The sequence below is a fragment of the Vibrio penaeicida genome, assembly GCF_019977755.1.
Lineage (GTDB): Bacteria > Pseudomonadota > Gammaproteobacteria > Enterobacterales > Vibrionaceae > Vibrio > Vibrio penaeicida.
In genome coordinates this window covers 324,133-339,760 of record NZ_AP025144.1, presented here as the reverse complement: position 1 = coordinate 339,760, position 15,628 = coordinate 324,133, and the positions used below count along the sequence as shown (strand labels likewise).

Below are 15,628 nucleotides of genomic sequence, written 5' to 3'. Positions count from 1 at the left end.
GAGGTGTGCATGTTACTGGTCATCACACGATATGGAGAGATAAGCGTAAGTCGCCATGCTGTTGAGCGATGGCGACAACGTACGGGGCGCAGCCTGCCGCAACTTGTCGTAGCGTTATCGGAAGCTAAGCGCCCAACCAAGAACAGGCTACGAAGAATAATGAAGTGCGAATCAGGTTGGCAGCCAAAGCGAATTTTAGAAAGTGACTGCGCCTACTTCCTAATTCGAGACAACAACATTGTGACGGTTTATGAAAAACGACATGGAGGATATCAACATGGATACCACTAACCCACTGCAACGTTCTTTTACTACCGCGCACACTCGCAGCGCGATTGACCTAGAAATTGAAATGGCGGAAGCCTTAATTGAAAACGACGGCACTGCATTTCCAGATAGCACGTTTGAAGAAGGCTATATCGCAGCACTGAAGTTCATTTTAAATCAGTCAAGTTCGAACGTTCGTGAAGAGTACGAAGACATGATGGATGAACTCAATGGAAAAGACGAAAGCGAAGCGGCCTAACCAGTTAATCAAATACATCATGAAGTTTCGCCGCTGCTCTCAAATCGAAGCGAATTAAATCTATATCAAGCAATGAGAAGGAATATGAAGAATGAGTAAACCAATTACAAAAGAGATGTGGGAAAAGATTGAGGCGGAAATGGCCGGCGGTTGGGTTGATATTGCTTTTAGTTACAAAGGGCACGAAGTGAAGGTAACGCGTGTTCGTGAGTCTGAATCGAAAACGTGTTTACAAGTTTACATTGATGGGTTCATCAAAGGCGAGTGGGCAAGCTTTAGTGCAGGTAAAAACGGTATTAGCGACAAAGCCCCTAAAATATTGGCTGATGTTTGGTGCCAAAAAACCAAATCCATATACAGCACAAAAGAAAAAGCGGCACTAACCAAAATATATGGAAAGCGCAGAGTTAAAAAGGAATGTCAAGATTTGCATGATAAGTGGATTTTTTACGTTCCTCACTTCTCAAAAGCTTCTGTGCTGTGTCGTCAGTTTAAAAAGCTCGAAGGGTTGGAGCTTACCGAAGGCATGTGCCTTAAGGCATAAGCGAAACAAGCAAGGTTCGCCTTGCTTGTCTGCCTAGCGTGGTTGTTAGGCACTGATGAGCAGCCAGTACAACACAAAGCTATAGGAGGTTTTTATTATGTTTGGTGAATACACGCCACTAATGAAAGCAGGTTTATTACAACGCCGCTTAGCGAATGGTAAAGCCATACTCGATGCTGAACTAGGCTTGCAGAAATGGTGCCCGCACTGCCAAGAGTATTGGCCGCAAGACACCTTGTTCTGGTCGCCATGCAGAAGAAACCCCGATGGGTTGCAGAGTTGGTGCAAAGCTTGTCAGTTGGAATTCAAGAACGCCAAGCGCAAAGCGGCTTAGGAGAGAAAATGAAGTTTTCATTACCAGATTTAAACAGAAGTCATGATGTAGTTTTAGCTGCAAGGTTAATGCAGGACCTTTACAGTAGCCATTATTCCGCAAATGAACCATGCCGCCTCGTCCTTGCACGCTTCCCTGAGTTAACACCAGAGCAAGTAATGTGTTTATGGGTTGGTGTTAATATGGCTGAGTGCTCTATTCAAGAACGCGAAGGTATTAATTTGGTTGAGGTCGTAAATGTCTAACTTACTAGCTTAGGAGGAAATATGTGTGATTATCAAGGCTATGATTTTGGGGCTCATTATCTAGATTCAACTTGCATTGATGGATACCTATGGGATCTAGATAGTGGTGGTCGAGACGATAATGGAGATTCTTATTTAGACAATGGCGGTGACATGCCTTGCCCTGCTTGTAACCCTAAGTCATGGGTTAAGTATCAGGCAGATGAATATGAGGTGGATGGATACGAGTCATTTAATCATCCACTGACCACGAAGATGGTAAAGAATGTGATGGCAAAATTACCATCAAACAAAAGACGAATGGCTATGCGGTATTGGAGAGCTGGTCGAACATGTGCAATCAACGAAGCTAAAAAACAGGGGTAAGTCAAAATGTCTAACTTACTCAAACTTGTCCAAATCGCTAAACGTGATCTTGCCATGGAAGATGATTCTTATCGTGACGTTCTTGAGCAATGCACAGGCAAGCGAAGTGCCAAAGGCTTGAACGACATTCAACTAACCAAAGTGTTAGACAGAATGAAGGCGCTAGGCTTTAAACCAAAGCGCAAGCCACAAGAAAGAGCGCCAGAAGTGGCAAAGATTCGTGCGATTTGGCGCACCATGCACAAGCAAGGGTTTATTCGTAATGCGAACGACGTTGCCATTGATGCTTATGTTAAGCGCATGACTACTGCATCAAATGGACGTGGCATTGAAAAGGCGGTTTGGCTTAAGTCAGCTCAAGCGGCTGAAGTGTTGGAAGCTTTAAAGAAATGGCACTATCGATTAATGGCCGAGGTGATCACTAAAAGTGGTGGTCGCATTCCATCGAACAACGATTGCACAGGCCCAGCTGGTTACGAACTATTAGCTGAACATTATGCGAGTAACTACTACAAAACTGGTTAACGTGTCCCACCAGTAAACACTGCCATATACTACAAACACCTCGCCAAGCGGGGTGTTTTTATATTCATATTATGTGAAGGTATGCCATGTGGATGGGAGGCAGTGATGAGCATCGATAACCAAGATTTGTTTGGCTACAAGAATGTAAGCCTAGAAGAAGTTGAAAAATTAGCAGACGATGAAGAGCACCAACGATGGCCAGAAGCCATGCGCCAAATCTACTGCATATTTAAAGATGAACTCGTTAAGAACGAAACCGATCCAAAACTTGCGGTGGTTTTACTGCACCGTATTTGCAAAGAGTTTGGTGGTGTTCAGCTTTACCTTCCACGCGGCAGGCAGCTTGAATCTGAAATCATGAACCTGTCTATCTGGCGCGAGTTCAATGGTGCGAATGTTGAAGAGCTGTCGCGTAAATACGACAAAAGTATGCAGCATATCTATCGCGTAGTGGCTAAAATGCGCAAAATAGAAGTTAAGAGCCGTCAACCGGATTTGTTTTAAGGAATTGAAAATGAAAGCCATTACTTTATTACTATCATCATTGTTCTGTCTGCCCGTTTTGGCAAAAGATTTACCACCAGTTAATGAAATGACCCATCGCTTAGATGTTGCTGGTTATAGCAATGCCGATAAGTGGGAAGATCTCGAAGATACAAAAAAGCAAAATTTAGAAACTGGGATATTGTTTGTTAGTCAATCCAGTGTTTCATCTATGATTCCGGTCAGTAGTAGCAACGACAATGAGTTAGTGGTTGCATTCACATTAGCCGGAATACATTGTGTGAATACGTCATTGGAAGCGATTGATATGGCGCACCATACAAGCTTGCCAAAGAGCATGCTTAATAGTATTAATGACGCGTTAAAATCGCCTAGTCACAAAGCATCAACTTTAGTTTGGGGCTATAATTTTGAAACGGAAATTACACCAGTTAAACAGGGGATGATTGTTAACTGCACATTGAAATAATCAACAATCCGCGTTACTTCCACAGGCTATAAAATAGAAAGCACAATCAGTTAAACGTAACCCCATTACTAAACTGGTTGTGCTATGAAAACCCTCACTCTCCATCGCAATTATTTTCCTCATGGTGTTTTTTCTTATCTGTGCGATGAGAATGGAAACGCTATTCTCAAGACCATTGAACGTCCTTGGAAAAATAACCAAGCTGGCATTTCATGTATTCCAGAAGGCACCTATGACCTGCTGCCACACGACAGCCCGAAGTTTGGCAAATGCTACGCACTAGAGGCTCCAACCCTTGGTGTGACTCGATTCGGCCCTTCTCAACGAACACATATTCTTATCCACAAAGCAAACCGAGCAGCACAGCTTGAAGGCTGTATTGCACCAGGCATGGACTTTGGTGTAGTGGATGATGAGTGGGCCGTTATCCATTCAGGCACAGCCTTCGATTACTTTATGGCTCACCTTGGTGGTGAAAAAGCCAAGCTTGTTATTCGCCGAGCGTAACCATGGGCCGCAATTGGGACTACGCCAAACAACGAGGGCGTGAACAGCGCCTTGAAGCTGAGTCGAAGGCGATTGAAACAGGCGTTAAAGCCCCGTTAACCCCACCTCTATTTAGCCACGATGCCACCCTGCAAAGTTACTTTTCAAAAGCGTGGCACCGTACCTCTCAACAGGAAATTAACCGACACCTTGGTTTGGTGGAAACGCCGCAAGGGAACGACTTGATTTCAAAAATCAGGAGCTTAAAAGAATGTCACTTTCAATCATCGCGGGGGTAGCCTCGCTTGCCATGGAATATGGTCCTGCGGCTATTCGCGGCATATCCAGTTTGTTTGGTGGTAGCGAAACGGCAGACAAGGTCGCCGAGGCTGTGGAAAAAGCTGATTCCATGTTTGGTGCTAACAAGGCACAGAAAGAGTTGGCCGTTACTCGCGCCCTGCAAAACTTGCCACCTGAATCTTTGGTTGAACTTGAGAAGATTAAGGTCGAGTTAGAAAAGGAAAAGACTCGCCGCCAAGAGCTCACGCTTGGTGATAAACAAGCCGAACATCACGAAACCCAAGTTACGATTCGTGAAGGTGATAAGGCTGAAGATGAATACGTTCGTCACACTCGCCCTTGGGGCTGTCGTTTGAGTTTGTATTCTGCAATCGGTTACATCTTTTTGTTTGAATCCCTTGAGGCGTTTAGTAAAGGCACCGGCGCGAACTGGGAAATTGCGGCGGGGTTAATGGCGCCCTTTTTGACTTACCTTGGTTGGCGTTCGGCTGATAAGCGTGGCTTAACCAAAGGGACAGGCTCAATGGTCGGTGATGCACTTAAGGCGGTGAAAGCAAAATGACCGACTCGTTTGATAAAGCTCAAGCGCTTGAGCAAACCTTCAGGGAAAAAGCCATTGCCCATCAACGTACACGCTGCATAGAACAGCCCGATGAAGATGAACACGGTAATCGCTATTGCTTAAGTTGTGGTGTTGTTATCTCAACCGAGCGATTAAAGGCGATGCCAAATGCCGTGCGCTGCGTCAGTTGTCAGTCTAGAAAGGAGCCCTGATGGAATACGAATGGGTAAAGACTTGGTGGCCTATCGTGTGGGCTGGCGTTTTAACATTGGTTCAAGTGATTCAGATCTTGCTATCCAAAACCTATGCCAGACGCGAAGAGGTGCAGGATGTGAGGCGAGAAATGGACGAGCTAAAAGCGCAAGTAGATGCGATGCCAACCAGAGATGAGATCACGAAACTCACTCTTGAACTTTCTGAATCGCGCGGAGAGATGAAAGAACTTCGCGCCCAAATGCGACCAGTCGAGCACCTCGCTCAACTGCTATTAGAACAACGTTTAAACGATGATAAATAGGATGTGTTATGGGCTTTAAAGAGTTATTAAAAGAAGACCAGCGCCTTGTGATTTTACGGTCGCTGCATGACATGACAGGGTATGAAGCGAATGAATCCATTCTTGATTCTTGTCTTGATACTTACGGTCACAACATTAGCCGCGATGCGGTTCGTACTCATCTCGCTTGGCTTGAAGAGCAAGGGTTTATCGAAATTCGCAGTGTGCTGGATTGCCAAGTGGCAAAGCTGACTGGGCGCGGTGAAGATGTGGCGACAGGTCAAGCGGTTGTGCCAGGCGTAAAACGCCCACGCGCTTAGTGAGGGAATACCATGACCAAGAAGAAACGGATCCGCTCAAAGATAGAGCTATTGCCTCAAGGAATCCGAGAGTCACTTAACCTCTGGCTTCGCAATGGCGATATGACTCAGCAAGACGTGCTTGGGGCTATCCATGAAATGATTGATGAGGCGGGTTTGCCTAAAGAGGCAAAGCCAAGCTACACGTCACTCAATCGTTATGCTCGTCGTATGGAAGACATGGGCGCTCGTCTTCGTCAGTCTCGCGAAGTGGCGGAAGTGTGGACCACCAAACTGGGTGACGCGCCCACCTCTGATGTGGGTAAGCTGCTGCAAGAGTTTGTGCGTACCATGGCATTTGAAACGTCTATGACCATGATGGAAAGTGCCGCTGAAGACGGTGAAGTGATCCCACCCAAAGCACTCGCTCAACTCGCTTTGGTTATTCAACGTATCGAGCAAGCCTCAATGGTGAGTCATAAGGTTGAAAAAGAAATCCGCGCTGCATTTGCGGCGGAAGTGGCCGATGCAACTGAAGCCATTGTGAAGCAGGCTGGCGTAACCGCTGAAACCATTCAAGACATTAAGAAAGGCATATTGGGGATTGCATAATGACAGAAAGAAGTGCAGCCCAAAAAAATCTACAGCGGCAAAGTGAAACGCTTGTCTTATCTGGTGAATTTGATAAGAACGAAGTGTTGCTGCCTTATCAAAAGCGCTGGATAGCGGATGACTCTCAATTAAAGATTGCAGAGAAAAGCCGACGAACAGGCGTGACATGGGCAGAAGCGGCAGACTCAGCATTGAGTGCTGCCGCCTCTGTTAGTGCAGGCGGTGAAGATGTCTTTTATGTTGGTTCAACCAAAGACATGGCGCGAGAGTTTATTGATGCTGTCTCGATGTGGGCCAAAGCTTACAGCTGCGCGTGTGATGATGTCAGTGAAGAAGTCTTCGAGAATGAAGATAAAGACATTCTGACTTACGTGATCAACTTTGCGTCTGGTTTCAAAGTCAAAGCCTTATCAAGTAACCCTTCTAACCTGCGTGGTATGCAAGGCACGGTTATCATCGATGAAGCGGCCTTTCATGAACGCTTAGCCGAAGTGCTAAAAGCGGCCCTTGCCTTAACCATGTGGGGTTCAAAGGTTCGCTTAATCAGTACCCATAACGGCATCGAGAATTTATTCAACACTCTAATTCAAGACAGTCGTGCAGGTAAAAAACGTTACTCGATCCACACCATCACCTTAGATGACGCTTGCGAACAAGGGCTATATAAACGTATATGCCAGGTTAAGAAGACACCGTGGACGCAAGAACTCGAAGATGAATGGAAAGCAAACTTGCTTCGTGACACGGCAACCGAAGAAGATGCACTTGAAGAGTACCAGTGTGTTCCGAAGAATGGCGGTGGTGCTTATATTAGTCGTGGCTTGCGTGAACGTGCTGCGCGGTTAGATGGGCCAGTATTAAGCTTCACTGGCTCTAACGCGTTTAACGAAGCGAAAGAGCACGTCCGTGAAGCGGAAATGAAAGAGTGGTTAGACGAACACGTTCAGCCAGAGCTCGATAAACTCGATCCTAAACTGCGTCATTGCTTGGGTGAGGATTTCGCCCGCTCTGGCGACCTAACCGTGTATGCACCCATGGCGGTTCAAAATGATGTGAAGCGCACCGTTCCTTTCTTGTTAGAACTTGGCAACGTGCCATTCAAGCAGCAAGAGCAAGCGCTTTACTTTATCTGTGACCAACTCCCAAGGCGTGATGGTATTTATCTTGATGCGCGGGGTAATGGCCAGTACCTAGCCGAACAGGCCAGGTACAAGTACGGCGAAGAAGTGGTTGAGGTGATGCTCTCTGTGGGGTACTACCGCGAGAACATGCCTTCGTTTAAAGCCGCGTTTGAAGATGATGAAATCCTGCTTCCAAAACATGAAGACGTGATCACCGATTTGGGGCAAATCCAAATTAAAGCAGGCGTTCCTAGCATCGATTCAACCCGAACCAAGGGCGAGAACGGAAACAAACGACACGGCGATAGTGCCATTGCTATTTGGTTTGCTTACTTAGCCTCTAAGGCGGATTTAACGCGTTACGGCTTGCACACCATAAAAGCCAGCATGGATGAAAACCAACGCCGCTTTCATGGCTCTGCTGAAGAAAATAACCGATTCGATGACATGCCGAATCAAGACCTACGCGGCAAAGGAATTAGACTATGACCTCAATTGTTGATGTACACGGTAAGCCATTAAAAGCCGATAAAACGGTGTTGTCTGAAGACATTGCCAAAGCGTACACCACCAGTGTGCGAAACCCTCGACCTGCCAGTGTCGCCTCTTCGTTAAACCCGCTTCGATTGGCGGGCTTACTTCGCAGTGTGGTGGATGGCAACAACCCACAAGATTACATGACGCTTGCTGAAGAAATGGAAGAGCGCGATTTGCACTACGCGGCGCAGCTGCGTACCCGTAAGCTCGCGGTGGCGGCGATTGAACCTACCGTTGAGCCTGCCAGTGATGAGCAAGTTGATGTCGAGTTGGCGGAGCGCGTTCGTGACATTATGTCCAACGACCAAATACCCGAGCTGTTTTTTGATTTGCTCGATGGCTTGGGGAAAGGGGTCTCGGTGGTGCAGGTGCTATGGGATACCCAGCAAACGCCATGGAAACCACAAAATTATAAATGGGTAGATCCGCGCTACCTTCGCGCCGACCAAGACACGCTTGAAGACATTCTATTGATTAGTGATTCTGCGCCAAGTGGCGAGCTGTTAGCGCCGTATAAGTTTATGGTGCATACGCCTCGATCTAAATCAGGCATTGTTTGGCGTAACGGTTTGGCGCGGTTGGTTGCCGTGATGTACATGCTCAAATCGTTCACGGTGCGTGATTGGTGGGCGTTTGCCGAAGTGTTTGGCATTCCCGTTCGGGTGGGTAAGTACGGTCCGAACGCCAGTACCGAGGATATCAACACGCTTGTGAATGCCATTGGTCGCATTGCCAGTGATGCTGGGGCGGTGATTCCTGAATCCATGAAGCTGGAGCTTATCGAAACCGCCAAAGGCAATGGCGGTAACACGCTGTTTGAAAACATGGCGCGTTGGTGCGATGAGCAAACCAGCAAGGCAGTACTTGGTCAAACCATGACGGCGGATAATGGCAGCTCGCAATCTCAAGCCAACGTTCATAACGAAGTGCGGATGGATATTGCCAAATGGGATGCGCGCCAACTGGAAGCGTGTGTGAATGAATACTTGGTTAAGCCTTATGTGATCCTAAATTGGGGCGTGCAAGAGCGCTACCCTAAAGTTCGCATTCGCGTGCCAGAGCCAGAAGACTTGAAGATGTTGGTCGATAGCTTGAAACCAATGATTGAAAGTGGCATGCGCGTATCGGCAAGTGAAGTACGTGAAAAGTTTGGTCTGCGTGAGCCAAATGACGATGAAGACGTGCTGATGCCTGCCTCGGCTATGTTAGCGCAAACCCCGCCCCCCGCTATGAACAGGCAAGCCCAACGTCTCGCCATTAACCGCGTTGGCAAAACGGCGGAAGAGGAAGTGAGCGAGCTTACCGATGACGCCATGAACGAATGGGTTGAAGTTGCAGAAGACTTTATGAACCCCATTATCGAATTGGCGAACAAGTCAGACAGCTATGCCGCGTTCTTAGACAAACTGCCGGAGCTTCAAGAGACGTTAGGCGCTGACGTGTTCATTGAACAGATGGCGCAATACCTATTCCAGATGCGTGGCTATGGGGACGCTAAAGATGCCTAGCCCTAATGAACCAGGTATCGTCCCAAAAGAATCCCTTGAATGGTTCAAACGCAAAGGGATAGAGCCAGGCTTTGACTATCGGGACGTTTGGAAAGAAGAGCACGGCAACGCCTTCACGGTGGCTAAGATGCTCAATGCCGATCTTCTTGTTGAGGTGAAAGCCATGGTTATCGATGCCATCGCGCAGGGGCAAACGTTCGAACAGTTTCGAGATGTCTTAAAGCCGCTATTGGTTAAGTCGGGTTGGTGGGGCGTTCAAAACATGGTCGACCCACTGAACGGCGATTCAAAGCCTGTTCAATTGGGCAGTGAAGGTCGTATCAAGACCATTTACAAAACCAACATGCGAACGGCACGTTCAGCCGGGCAATGGGAGCGTATCGAGCGAACTAGGCGCGTAATGCCCTATTTGTTGTATCAGAACGGTCCTTCATTGGAGCACCGAATGGAGCATGTTAAGTGGAAAGGCACGCTGCTTCCTGTTGGCGATCCTTGGTGGGATAACCACATGCCACCGAATGGTTGGGGCTGCAAATGTTGGATACGCCAGGTCTCGAAGTTTGAAGCTGAAAAGCTCATTGCTGACGACGCCGTTTCTACGGTGTCGCCAGAAGGTGGCACTAAGCAATGGCTGAACAAGCGAACGGGCGAAGTGGAAGTGCTGCCCGAAGGGATTGAGCCAGGATGGAATTACAACCCGGGTAAAGATAGGCAGGCATCGTATAGCGAAGCGCTGTCTCAAAAAGAACAGATGTTAAAACAGACATTCAAATAAAGGATAAACACATGGATACGCAACCCGTCGAGCTCTCTACACACGAATACCGTCAAATCAGTATCGGACTGGTTGGGTCGTTCGTTAATCGCACTCTCTACCATGTTGAGGTGGTCGAAGCCGCCACACAGCCAAGCGTTAACGTAGAGGGCGACCCCATTGTGTCGAAGCGGCGTTATCACTATGACCTGACGAGCGGTCAGGCGATTTGGGGTAAGGCGCTATCGGGCGTCCCTACATTAGGAGTGACCCCGCAATGATTTATGAGTTTGATGAAAGTGGGCGAACGCAGGGTTATGGACAGCCTGCCCAGCTTGGCGCTACTTCTCAAGGTGTCCGCCGCTATTACACGTACTTTGATGGCAATAGCTACATAGCGCTTCCTGCCGCGTCTTATTCGGCGGGGCAGCAATTGGTCATTTCGTTCAATACGAACCGGATAGTCAATGGTCCATACAAGCGGTTTCTTGGGGCAAGCGACTACAGTGTGTCAGTGGATACCGGGAATAATGGTCGGGTGTTTAAGCTGGCTGGCGTCACAGCGGAGTTTGACGGTGTGCCCGTTGTGAGCGGGGTGACCGCCCTTCCAGAAGACAACCAATGGCATGAGCTGGTCGTCAGGCTAAGTGCCTCTTTTCATGGGGTGTTGGAGCTGGGAGGGCTGAGCGTGAGTGCTGGAAAGCGCGTGAATGCTTATTTTCGAGAGTGCCAGATTGTGGGGGTGGCGAAATACAGGATGGACACCAATGCCTACCCATCGTTAGTGTTCGAGGATTCGCTGGGCAACAATGACGCCCAAGGATACAACTTTCAACCCTCCTCTTTTGTACAGGAACTGCCCTAATGCTCAGATACCAATTTGTGACCGCCGAAGAATTCCACGTTAAGTGGGCTGCTCACCACCCACATGCACCGTGTAATCATGACAAAACCGAATATCTTATTTGCGGAGAGGGGACCATGACAGAGCAAGAGATGAATGCGCATAAGGAAGTGCACTGGATACAGGAAGAAGAGGGAGAGTGAGGATTTTGTTTTTTGCTGCTGTATTGCGCTCTAAGAGATTTTAAGGTTGTGCAGGTGGAAAGTTTTAATTAAAAAAGTTCTAACAAATCTGGTGCGATTTAAACGGTGTTTAAACATGGTTTGGTGAACTATTTTAGCTAACAATGCGCCAGTCGACTTGATAAGCGGATTTTTTCGGGTAATCTTTAACACCTTCGAGGAAGCATTTCATTTCCTCCCCCCTCTCAAATAGAGCAATCGACGTTATTCCACGTCGGTTGCTTTTTTTTTGCATTCTTAACTCCACGAAACGAGTACATGTCAACTAATCCAATAAGGAGGTTGTTATGTAAGTTTTGATTTATGGAGTCAGTAATGAAGAAAACCCACTTAGCGGTGTGCTTTAACCTTTCCCAAACTGTTATCGATGGTTTGGGGAAGAAGCAAGAAGACGACCCGGAAAAAAACATTACGGTCTGGATACCGATGATCCCCAAAGGTGAAGCCAAAGGACGCGATGGGCGTATGTGGCTAAACAGTGACCCCGACGGAGTCGTAAGCGCTTTCGACACTAAGCTTCCCTTTGATTTGGAGCACGCAACAGAAATCAAAGCGCCTGAAGGTGAGCAGGCAGAAGCCTATGGTTGGATATTGGCGCTAGAGAACCGAGACGGTGAGATTTGGGCAGAGGTGGATTGGAATTACCAAGGTCGCTGGCTCATTGAAGATAAGCGTTACCTCTATTACTCCCCTGCTTTTCATTACGACTCTGATGGTGTCATTACTGCCATGAGCAGCGCTGGCTTAACCAACAAACCTAACTTTTATGTACCTGCCCTTAATCGACAAGAGGAAACCGACATGAAGCTTCCACAGCTGATTGCAGCCGCGCTTGGCTTAGCCGAAGACGCGACCGAAGAGCAAGGTGTTGTCGCAATTAATTCACTCAAGTCTGAGAAAGACATTGCGCTAAACCGTGCCACCACTCCGGACTTAACTAAGTTCATCCCAATTGAAACGCACACGGTTGCACTTAACCGCGCCACCACGGCTGAAGCTAAGTTGAAAGAGATTGACGATCAGAAAGTCGATGGCTTGGTTCAGGCGGCGATTGATGAAGGCAAGATTGCGCCTGCGAACAAAGACATGTTCGTTGGTATGTGTCGCGCTGAAGGCGGTGTTGAGCAGTTCGAAGCGTTTGTAAAGACGGCCCCATCCATTGCCACCAACGCTCAGGTAGCGAAGCCAAAAGTTGAAGGTGGAAGCCAGTTAGATAAAGACGAGCTTGCGATGTGTCGCAAGATGAATTTGACCGAAAAAGAGTTCCTAGCATCAAAGCACTCTATCGCGTCTAACCAAGAACTGAATAAGGACGCGTAATCATGGCGACTGAAGCTCAAATTATTGAAGCGTTGTTTGTATCAATGAACGCCTCGTTCGTGAAAGGGGTTTCACGAGCAAACCCACAATGGGACAAGATTGCGACTGAAGTGCCCTCTTCTGGTGCTTCTAACTTCTACGGGTGGTTGAAAGACCTGCCAGAGATTAAAGAGTGGGTGGGTGACCGCCAGCTGGCTGATGTGGGTAAGCATGGTTACGCCATTACCAACAAGACGTTTGAAAGCTCCATCTCTATCAGCCGTGAAAATGTTGAAGATGACCAAATCGGTCAGTACTCCGTATTGGCAGAGCGTTTTGGTGATCAGGTCACCATGTTCCCAGACAAGCTTTCCTACCCATTACTGGCGGCAGGCTTTAACACGCTTTGTTATGACGGGCAGAACTACTTTGATACCGACCACCCATTAGATACCACACCTGCTTCAACGTTCTCGAACGTGGTGGGCGATCCTGCAACCGATACAGGTTCGCCTTGGTTCTTACTTGATAACTCACAAACACTGAAACCTATCGTGTATCAGAACCGTCGTCCGTTCACGTTTAAAAACATGAACCCGACCGAAGAATACACCTGGTTCAACAACAAGTTTGCAGCGGGTACAGATGGGCGTTGTGAAGTGGGCTTCTCTTTCCCTCAGTTAGCCATTGGCTCTAAAGCGGCGCTGACGGAAGCGAACTATGAAGCGGCGGTGAAATTGCTTGGCGGAATGAAACGTGCCGATGGTGTGCCTCTTGGCGTTCGCCCTACCACGCTTGTGGTTGGCTATGCAAACCGAGCGGCAGCGAAGAAGCTGATTGAGCGAATGCTGATTGAAGGCGGTGATACCAATGTGTATTACCAAGATGTAGAAGTGATCGTGTCTCCCTTCATCGCCTAACCCATAAAACAGATTGGCGGTAGTCATACCGCCATTCAAACTTCGTTTAAAGGAGTTCGCAGTGAGTGGAACTAAAAAACCAACAACTAGAAAGGCTGGAAAAGTGGAAGGAAATACCGCCACCACTAAAGAGAAAGCCGAACAGGAAGCATTAGCAAAGGCTAAGGTAGAAACCGAAAAAAAAGGTAATCAAATTGAACAATTGGTGGAAAAGAAAGGTGATGGGGTGGGCTCTGGGGATGGCTCTGGGGATGGCGTTGGTGCTGTCTGTATTCTTGGCGCTTTCAAAGTATGCGCTAAATCAGATGCGGGGTTTTGGCGCTCAGGCGTTCAGTTCCATCGTCTCCAAGAAAAGCTGGTGCTTGTGGTGGACAAAGAGCCGGATGCGTCTGACCGAGTTTCTGCGCCGAATTATGAGCCAGAGTACGTGGTGTTCCTCTCTCCTGAAAAGGCGAAGCGAGTACACGACGAGCCGAACCTGACGGTCGAAGTGGTTGAGCCTGAAGACGTACTCGATCTTCAAGACATGCAGCAATAACGTTTTTAAAAGGTAGTAAATACGATGGCAACTTACGCAACCAAGCAAGACCTACTTGATCGTGATGAGCAGATGCTGTGGAACGTTGCGGTGGACCGCGCCACAGGCGAGCTCAACGATGTTTGGATTAACCAGGCATTAGACCAAGCCGATGAAGAGATTAACTCTTTCTTAGGTCGTCGTTATGTTCTGCCACTCCCGACTGTGCCAGGCATGTTGAATAAGGTTGCCATCACTATTGCGTTCTACTGGTTAGCCGACCGTGACCAACAAGCCACGAACCTACTAGAAGAGCGCTACAAGATGCAGCTTGAAACCCTGCGTGAAATTGCCAATGGCAAGCGCGAACTCGGCTTGCCAACCATTGAAACGCCAACCGAAAGCAGTGTGGGCAAGGTTGAACTGATCCAAGAGAACGAGCGCCAGTTCACCCGCAAAAGTTTGAGAGGCGTCTTGTAATGTCGATTGGTGTTCAAGTAACGGGAACGCAAGAGCTTGAGCGCTATCAACAGCTGCTTGAAACCCTAAGCGACCCAAAGCACAAAGTTGAATTGCTTGATTCGTTAGGTGGAATTGTAGAGAGCCAAACCAGAAGAAGAATCGCCGATGAGAAAACGTCACCTGATGGTCAGCGTTGGGATGATTGGTCTAGCAGTTATGCGAAGACTCGACATGGAAACCAATCTCTGTTGCAAGCCGATGGAGACTTGTTGGACTCCATCCAGTACCAGGTGCAACGCAACCAAGTTCGAATTGGATCGCCATTGGCTTACGCTGGCGTTCATCAAGATGGCTTTTCTGGTCCGGTTCAAGTCTCTGCTCATACGCGCCTTATCACACAAGCCTTTGGTAAAGCGTTGGCGTTTCCGGTCTATCAGTCTGTAGGGGCATTCACTCGCATGATGAACATTCCACAGCGCGAATACTTAGGGCTAAGTACCGACAACCAATCTGAAGTGTATGCGGTTATCGGTGACTTCTGGAAGGAGTTAATGAATGTCTAGACCCGACTTTACCACCAGTGGTTCGACCGTTTGGGCGGTGAATGAAATCGTTCAGTACCTTAAGCCAAAGCTTGAAGGTGGTGTACGTGAAATAGAAAAGATCCAAACCGTTGAGCGCCACATTGGGCGCTTTGATAAAGCGGATGATATTAAGCGTTGGATGGCTAACCGTGATGGTGGTGTTCGCATTGCTGCCCTGCGTGTTCCGCAATATGAAACCGTGGGTAATCGCTTAATTGGTCACGTAAACCTTGTGGCCTATGTGTTTACCACTGACCAGTTTGGTTACGAAAAAGACCTACGTGCTGAAGTGGTCGCTGGAAAGTTGGTGCGTGAACTGGTGGATAGAAGCGCACTACCAACATCCTATGGTCGCGTTGAAAACGTACGCAGTGACAATTTATACAGCGGTGAAATTGACAAGCTTGGTATTGCTATCTGGTCTGTCACTTGGTCGCAGCAATGGTACTTAGATGAAGAGATTGATCTCAGTACGTTAGATGACTTCATTACCTTTGGCTTGAAAGGTGAAATCGCAGATGGCGCACCCACCATTGATGGTGAAGTGAAGCTGCCTCAATAAAGCAAGGGCA

29 protein-coding genes and 1 other RNA gene are annotated in these 15,628 nt (G+C 47.8%); 29 read left to right on the top strand and 1 reads right to left on the bottom strand.

Features of this window, described 5'->3' with window-relative positions; translation table 11 throughout:
- Positions 1–9 precede the first annotated feature (9 nt).
- The 23 genes from LDO37_RS01610 to LDO37_RS01500 all read left to right on the top strand — a co-directional run bounded on the left by LDO37_RS01610 (position 10) and on the right by LDO37_RS01500 (position 11,235).
- Positions 10–291, top strand: a complete 282-nt coding sequence (locus LDO37_RS01610; RefSeq protein ID WP_126608046.1) for a hypothetical protein — start codon at positions 10–12, stop codon at positions 289–291.
- Positions 278–526, top strand: coding sequence for a hypothetical protein (locus LDO37_RS01605; RefSeq protein ID WP_126608045.1), 249 nt, complete (start codon positions 278–280; stop codon positions 524–526). Before LDO37_RS01610 ends, LDO37_RS01605 begins: the two co-directional genes overlap by 14 nt.
- A 91-nt stretch (positions 527–617) precedes the next feature.
- Positions 618–1,070: a hypothetical protein gene (locus LDO37_RS01600; protein WP_126608044.1), complete on the top strand. Its 453-nt coding sequence runs from the start codon at positions 618–620 to the stop codon at positions 1,068–1,070.
- An RNA gene (locus LDO37_RS01595) (hammerhead ribozyme type II) lies at positions 1,069–1,139 on the top strand. The genes LDO37_RS01600 and LDO37_RS01595 overlap by 2 nt, the downstream gene beginning before the upstream one ends.
- Positions 1,140–1,167: 28 nt before the next feature.
- A complete protein-coding gene (locus LDO37_RS01590) occupies positions 1,168–1,404 on the top strand; it encodes a hypothetical protein (RefSeq protein WP_126608043.1) in 237 nt (78 codons plus the stop codon).
- Between the two features lie 8 nt (positions 1,405–1,412).
- Positions 1,413–1,649 carry a hypothetical protein gene (locus LDO37_RS01585; protein WP_126608042.1) on the top strand — a complete coding sequence of 79 codons (237 nt, stop codon included), beginning with the start codon at positions 1,413–1,415 and terminating at the stop codon, positions 1,647–1,649.
- 21 nt (positions 1,650–1,670) lie between these two features.
- On the top strand, positions 1,671–2,015 hold the full coding sequence (locus LDO37_RS01580) for a hypothetical protein (protein WP_126608041.1): 345 nt from the start codon (positions 1,671–1,673) through the stop codon (positions 2,013–2,015).
- Positions 2,016–2,021: 6 nt separating this feature from the next.
- Positions 2,022–2,540: a gp16 family protein gene (locus tag LDO37_RS01575; RefSeq protein ID WP_126608040.1), complete on the top strand. Its 519-nt coding sequence runs from the start codon at positions 2,022–2,024 to the stop codon at positions 2,538–2,540.
- Between the two features lie 105 nt (positions 2,541–2,645).
- Positions 2,646–3,044, top strand: a complete 399-nt coding sequence (locus LDO37_RS01570; protein WP_224055307.1) for a Mor transcription activator family protein — start codon at positions 2,646–2,648, stop codon at positions 3,042–3,044.
- Positions 3,045–3,054: 10 nt separating this feature from the next.
- Positions 3,055–3,513: a hypothetical protein gene (locus LDO37_RS01565; RefSeq protein ID WP_126608038.1), complete on the top strand. Its 459-nt coding sequence runs from the start codon at positions 3,055–3,057 to the stop codon at positions 3,511–3,513.
- An 84-nt stretch (positions 3,514–3,597) separates the two neighbouring features.
- Positions 3,598–4,020: a DUF5675 family protein gene (locus tag LDO37_RS01560; RefSeq protein ID WP_126608037.1), complete on the top strand. Its 423-nt coding sequence runs from the start codon at positions 3,598–3,600 to the stop codon at positions 4,018–4,020.
- Between the two features lie 2 nt (positions 4,021–4,022).
- On the top strand, positions 4,023–4,298 hold the full coding sequence (locus LDO37_RS01555; protein WP_126608036.1) for a hypothetical protein: 276 nt from the start codon (positions 4,023–4,025) through the stop codon (positions 4,296–4,298).
- A complete protein-coding gene (locus tag LDO37_RS01550; protein WP_126608035.1) occupies positions 4,271–4,861 on the top strand; it encodes a hypothetical protein in 591 nt (196 codons plus the stop codon). The genes LDO37_RS01555 and LDO37_RS01550 overlap by 28 nt, the downstream gene beginning before the upstream one ends.
- Positions 4,858–5,073, top strand: coding sequence for a TraR/DksA C4-type zinc finger protein (locus LDO37_RS01545; protein WP_126608034.1), 216 nt, complete (start codon positions 4,858–4,860; stop codon positions 5,071–5,073). The genes LDO37_RS01550 and LDO37_RS01545 overlap by 4 nt, the downstream gene beginning before the upstream one ends.
- Positions 5,073–5,378, top strand: coding sequence for a DUF2730 family protein (locus LDO37_RS01540; protein ID WP_126608033.1), 306 nt, complete (start codon positions 5,073–5,075; stop codon positions 5,376–5,378). Before LDO37_RS01545 ends, LDO37_RS01540 begins: the two co-directional genes overlap by 1 nt.
- Positions 5,379–5,386: 8 nt before the next feature.
- Positions 5,387–5,677: a VpaChn25_0724 family phage protein gene (locus LDO37_RS01535; RefSeq protein ID WP_126608032.1), complete on the top strand. Its 291-nt coding sequence runs from the start codon at positions 5,387–5,389 to the stop codon at positions 5,675–5,677.
- 12 nt (positions 5,678–5,689) lie between these two features.
- Positions 5,690–6,268, top strand: a complete 579-nt coding sequence (locus LDO37_RS01530; RefSeq protein WP_126608031.1) for a DUF3486 family protein — start codon at positions 5,690–5,692, stop codon at positions 6,266–6,268.
- Positions 6,268–7,878: a terminase large subunit domain-containing protein gene (locus tag LDO37_RS01525; protein WP_126608030.1), complete on the top strand. Its 1,611-nt coding sequence runs from the start codon at positions 6,268–6,270 to the stop codon at positions 7,876–7,878. Before LDO37_RS01530 ends, LDO37_RS01525 begins: the two co-directional genes overlap by 1 nt.
- A complete protein-coding gene (locus LDO37_RS01520) occupies positions 7,875–9,434 on the top strand; it encodes a DUF935 domain-containing protein (protein WP_126608029.1) in 1,560 nt (519 codons plus the stop codon). The genes LDO37_RS01525 and LDO37_RS01520 overlap by 4 nt, the downstream gene beginning before the upstream one ends.
- Complete coding sequence (locus LDO37_RS01515; RefSeq protein WP_126608028.1) at positions 9,427–10,209, top strand: phage head morphogenesis protein; 783 nt, start codon at positions 9,427–9,429, stop codon at positions 10,207–10,209. Before LDO37_RS01520 ends, LDO37_RS01515 begins: the two co-directional genes overlap by 8 nt.
- An 11-nt stretch (positions 10,210–10,220) precedes the next feature.
- Positions 10,221–10,469, top strand: a complete 249-nt coding sequence (locus tag LDO37_RS01510; RefSeq protein ID WP_126608027.1) for a hypothetical protein — start codon at positions 10,221–10,223, stop codon at positions 10,467–10,469.
- On the top strand, positions 10,466–11,053 hold the full coding sequence (locus LDO37_RS01505; RefSeq protein WP_126608026.1) for a hypothetical protein: 588 nt from the start codon (positions 10,466–10,468) through the stop codon (positions 11,051–11,053). The genes LDO37_RS01510 and LDO37_RS01505 overlap by 4 nt, the downstream gene beginning before the upstream one ends.
- Entirely contained in the window at positions 11,053–11,235 is a 183-nt protein-coding gene (locus LDO37_RS01500; RefSeq protein WP_126608025.1) for a hypothetical protein, read from the top strand. Before LDO37_RS01505 ends, LDO37_RS01500 begins: the two co-directional genes overlap by 1 nt.
- Before the next feature lie 133 nt (positions 11,236–11,368).
- On the opposite strand, the gene LDO37_RS01495 is transcribed toward LDO37_RS01500, so the two are convergent.
- A complete protein-coding gene (locus LDO37_RS01495) occupies positions 11,369–11,509 on the bottom strand; it encodes a hypothetical protein (RefSeq protein ID WP_185829819.1) in 141 nt (46 codons plus the stop codon).
- Positions 11,510–11,589: 80 nt separating this feature from the next.
- On the opposite strand from LDO37_RS01495, the gene LDO37_RS01490 reads away from it, so the two are divergent.
- From LDO37_RS01490 to LDO37_RS01465, 6 genes are all read left to right on the top strand, one after another.
- Entirely contained in the window at positions 11,590–12,594 is a 1,005-nt protein-coding gene (locus tag LDO37_RS01490) for a phage protease (RefSeq protein WP_126608024.1), read from the top strand.
- 2 nt (positions 12,595–12,596) lie between these two features.
- Positions 12,597–13,493 carry a Mu-like prophage major head subunit gpT family protein gene (locus LDO37_RS01485; protein WP_126608023.1) on the top strand — a complete coding sequence of 299 codons (897 nt, stop codon included), beginning with the start codon at positions 12,597–12,599 and terminating at the stop codon, positions 13,491–13,493.
- 61 nt (positions 13,494–13,554) lie between these two features.
- Positions 13,555–14,031 carry a hypothetical protein gene (locus LDO37_RS01480; protein ID WP_224055306.1) on the top strand — a complete coding sequence of 159 codons (477 nt, stop codon included), beginning with the start codon at positions 13,555–13,557 and terminating at the stop codon, positions 14,029–14,031.
- Between the two features lie 24 nt (positions 14,032–14,055).
- The gene (locus tag LDO37_RS01475) at positions 14,056–14,490 is read left to right on the top strand and encodes a gp436 family protein (protein WP_126609499.1); all 435 of its coding nucleotides are present in this window, start codon (positions 14,056–14,058) and stop codon (positions 14,488–14,490) included.
- Positions 14,490–15,035, top strand: a complete 546-nt coding sequence (locus LDO37_RS01470; protein WP_126609500.1) for a phage virion morphogenesis protein — start codon at positions 14,490–14,492, stop codon at positions 15,033–15,035. Before LDO37_RS01475 ends, LDO37_RS01470 begins: the two co-directional genes overlap by 1 nt.
- Entirely contained in the window at positions 15,028–15,618 is a 591-nt protein-coding gene (locus tag LDO37_RS01465) for a hypothetical protein (protein ID WP_126609501.1), read from the top strand. The genes LDO37_RS01470 and LDO37_RS01465 overlap by 8 nt, the downstream gene beginning before the upstream one ends.
- Positions 15,619–15,628 lie beyond the last annotated feature (10 nt).

What these genes read in the sequence shown, in the direction of transcription:
- LDO37_RS01510 (WP_126608027.1), top strand. Translation starts at nt 10,221, where the DNA reads ATGGATACGCAACCCGTCGAGCTCTCTACACACGAATACCGTCAAATC.
- LDO37_RS01520 (WP_126608029.1), top strand. Translation starts at nt 7,875, where the DNA reads ATGACCTCAATTGTTGATGTACACGGTAAGCCATTAAAAGCCGATAAA.
- LDO37_RS01555 (WP_126608036.1), top strand. Translation starts at nt 4,023, where the DNA reads ATGGGCCGCAATTGGGACTACGCCAAACAACGAGGGCGTGAACAGCGC.
- LDO37_RS01505 (WP_126608026.1), top strand. Translation starts at nt 10,466, where the DNA reads ATGATTTATGAGTTTGATGAAAGTGGGCGAACGCAGGGTTATGGACAG.
- LDO37_RS01580 (WP_126608041.1), top strand. Translation starts at nt 1,671, where the DNA reads ATGTGTGATTATCAAGGCTATGATTTTGGGGCTCATTATCTAGATTCA.
- LDO37_RS01560 (WP_126608037.1), top strand. Translation starts at nt 3,598, where the DNA reads ATGAAAACCCTCACTCTCCATCGCAATTATTTTCCTCATGGTGTTTTT.
- LDO37_RS01590 (WP_126608043.1), top strand. Translation starts at nt 1,168, where the DNA reads ATGTTTGGTGAATACACGCCACTAATGAAAGCAGGTTTATTACAACGC.
- LDO37_RS01610 (WP_126608046.1), top strand. Translation starts at nt 10, where the DNA reads ATGTTACTGGTCATCACACGATATGGAGAGATAAGCGTAAGTCGCCAT.
- LDO37_RS01530 (WP_126608031.1), top strand. Translation starts at nt 5,690, where the DNA reads ATGACCAAGAAGAAACGGATCCGCTCAAAGATAGAGCTATTGCCTCAA.
- LDO37_RS01575 (WP_126608040.1), top strand. Translation starts at nt 2,022, where the DNA reads ATGTCTAACTTACTCAAACTTGTCCAAATCGCTAAACGTGATCTTGCC.
- LDO37_RS01500 (WP_126608025.1), top strand. Translation starts at nt 11,053, where the DNA reads ATGCTCAGATACCAATTTGTGACCGCCGAAGAATTCCACGTTAAGTGG.
- LDO37_RS01475 (WP_126609499.1), top strand. Translation starts at nt 14,056, where the DNA reads ATGGCAACTTACGCAACCAAGCAAGACCTACTTGATCGTGATGAGCAG.
- LDO37_RS01515 (WP_126608028.1), top strand. Translation starts at nt 9,427, where the DNA reads ATGCCTAGCCCTAATGAACCAGGTATCGTCCCAAAAGAATCCCTTGAA.
- LDO37_RS01535 (WP_126608032.1), top strand. Translation starts at nt 5,387, where the DNA reads ATGGGCTTTAAAGAGTTATTAAAAGAAGACCAGCGCCTTGTGATTTTA.
- LDO37_RS01600 (WP_126608044.1), top strand. Translation starts at nt 618, where the DNA reads ATGAGTAAACCAATTACAAAAGAGATGTGGGAAAAGATTGAGGCGGAA.
- LDO37_RS01585 (WP_126608042.1), top strand. Translation starts at nt 1,413, where the DNA reads ATGAAGTTTTCATTACCAGATTTAAACAGAAGTCATGATGTAGTTTTA.
- LDO37_RS01525 (WP_126608030.1), top strand. Translation starts at nt 6,268, where the DNA reads ATGACAGAAAGAAGTGCAGCCCAAAAAAATCTACAGCGGCAAAGTGAA.
- LDO37_RS01605 (WP_126608045.1), top strand. Translation starts at nt 278, where the DNA reads ATGGATACCACTAACCCACTGCAACGTTCTTTTACTACCGCGCACACT.
- LDO37_RS01490 (WP_126608024.1), top strand. Translation starts at nt 11,590, where the DNA reads ATGAAGAAAACCCACTTAGCGGTGTGCTTTAACCTTTCCCAAACTGTT.
- LDO37_RS01570 (WP_224055307.1), top strand. Translation starts at nt 2,646, where the DNA reads ATGAGCATCGATAACCAAGATTTGTTTGGCTACAAGAATGTAAGCCTA.
- LDO37_RS01470 (WP_126609500.1), top strand. Translation starts at nt 14,490, where the DNA reads ATGTCGATTGGTGTTCAAGTAACGGGAACGCAAGAGCTTGAGCGCTAT.
- LDO37_RS01565 (WP_126608038.1), top strand. Translation starts at nt 3,055, where the DNA reads ATGAAAGCCATTACTTTATTACTATCATCATTGTTCTGTCTGCCCGTT.
- LDO37_RS01465 (WP_126609501.1), top strand. Translation starts at nt 15,028, where the DNA reads ATGTCTAGACCCGACTTTACCACCAGTGGTTCGACCGTTTGGGCGGTG.
- LDO37_RS01545 (WP_126608034.1), top strand. Translation starts at nt 4,858, where the DNA reads ATGACCGACTCGTTTGATAAAGCTCAAGCGCTTGAGCAAACCTTCAGG.
- LDO37_RS01485 (WP_126608023.1), top strand. Translation starts at nt 12,597, where the DNA reads ATGGCGACTGAAGCTCAAATTATTGAAGCGTTGTTTGTATCAATGAAC.
- LDO37_RS01495 (WP_185829819.1), bottom strand. Translation starts at nt 11,509, where the DNA reads ATGCAAAAAAAAAGCAACCGACGTGGAATAACGTCGATTGCTCTATTT.
- LDO37_RS01550 (WP_126608035.1), top strand. Translation starts at nt 4,271, where the DNA reads ATGTCACTTTCAATCATCGCGGGGGTAGCCTCGCTTGCCATGGAATAT.
- LDO37_RS01540 (WP_126608033.1), top strand. Translation starts at nt 5,073, where the DNA reads ATGGAATACGAATGGGTAAAGACTTGGTGGCCTATCGTGTGGGCTGGC.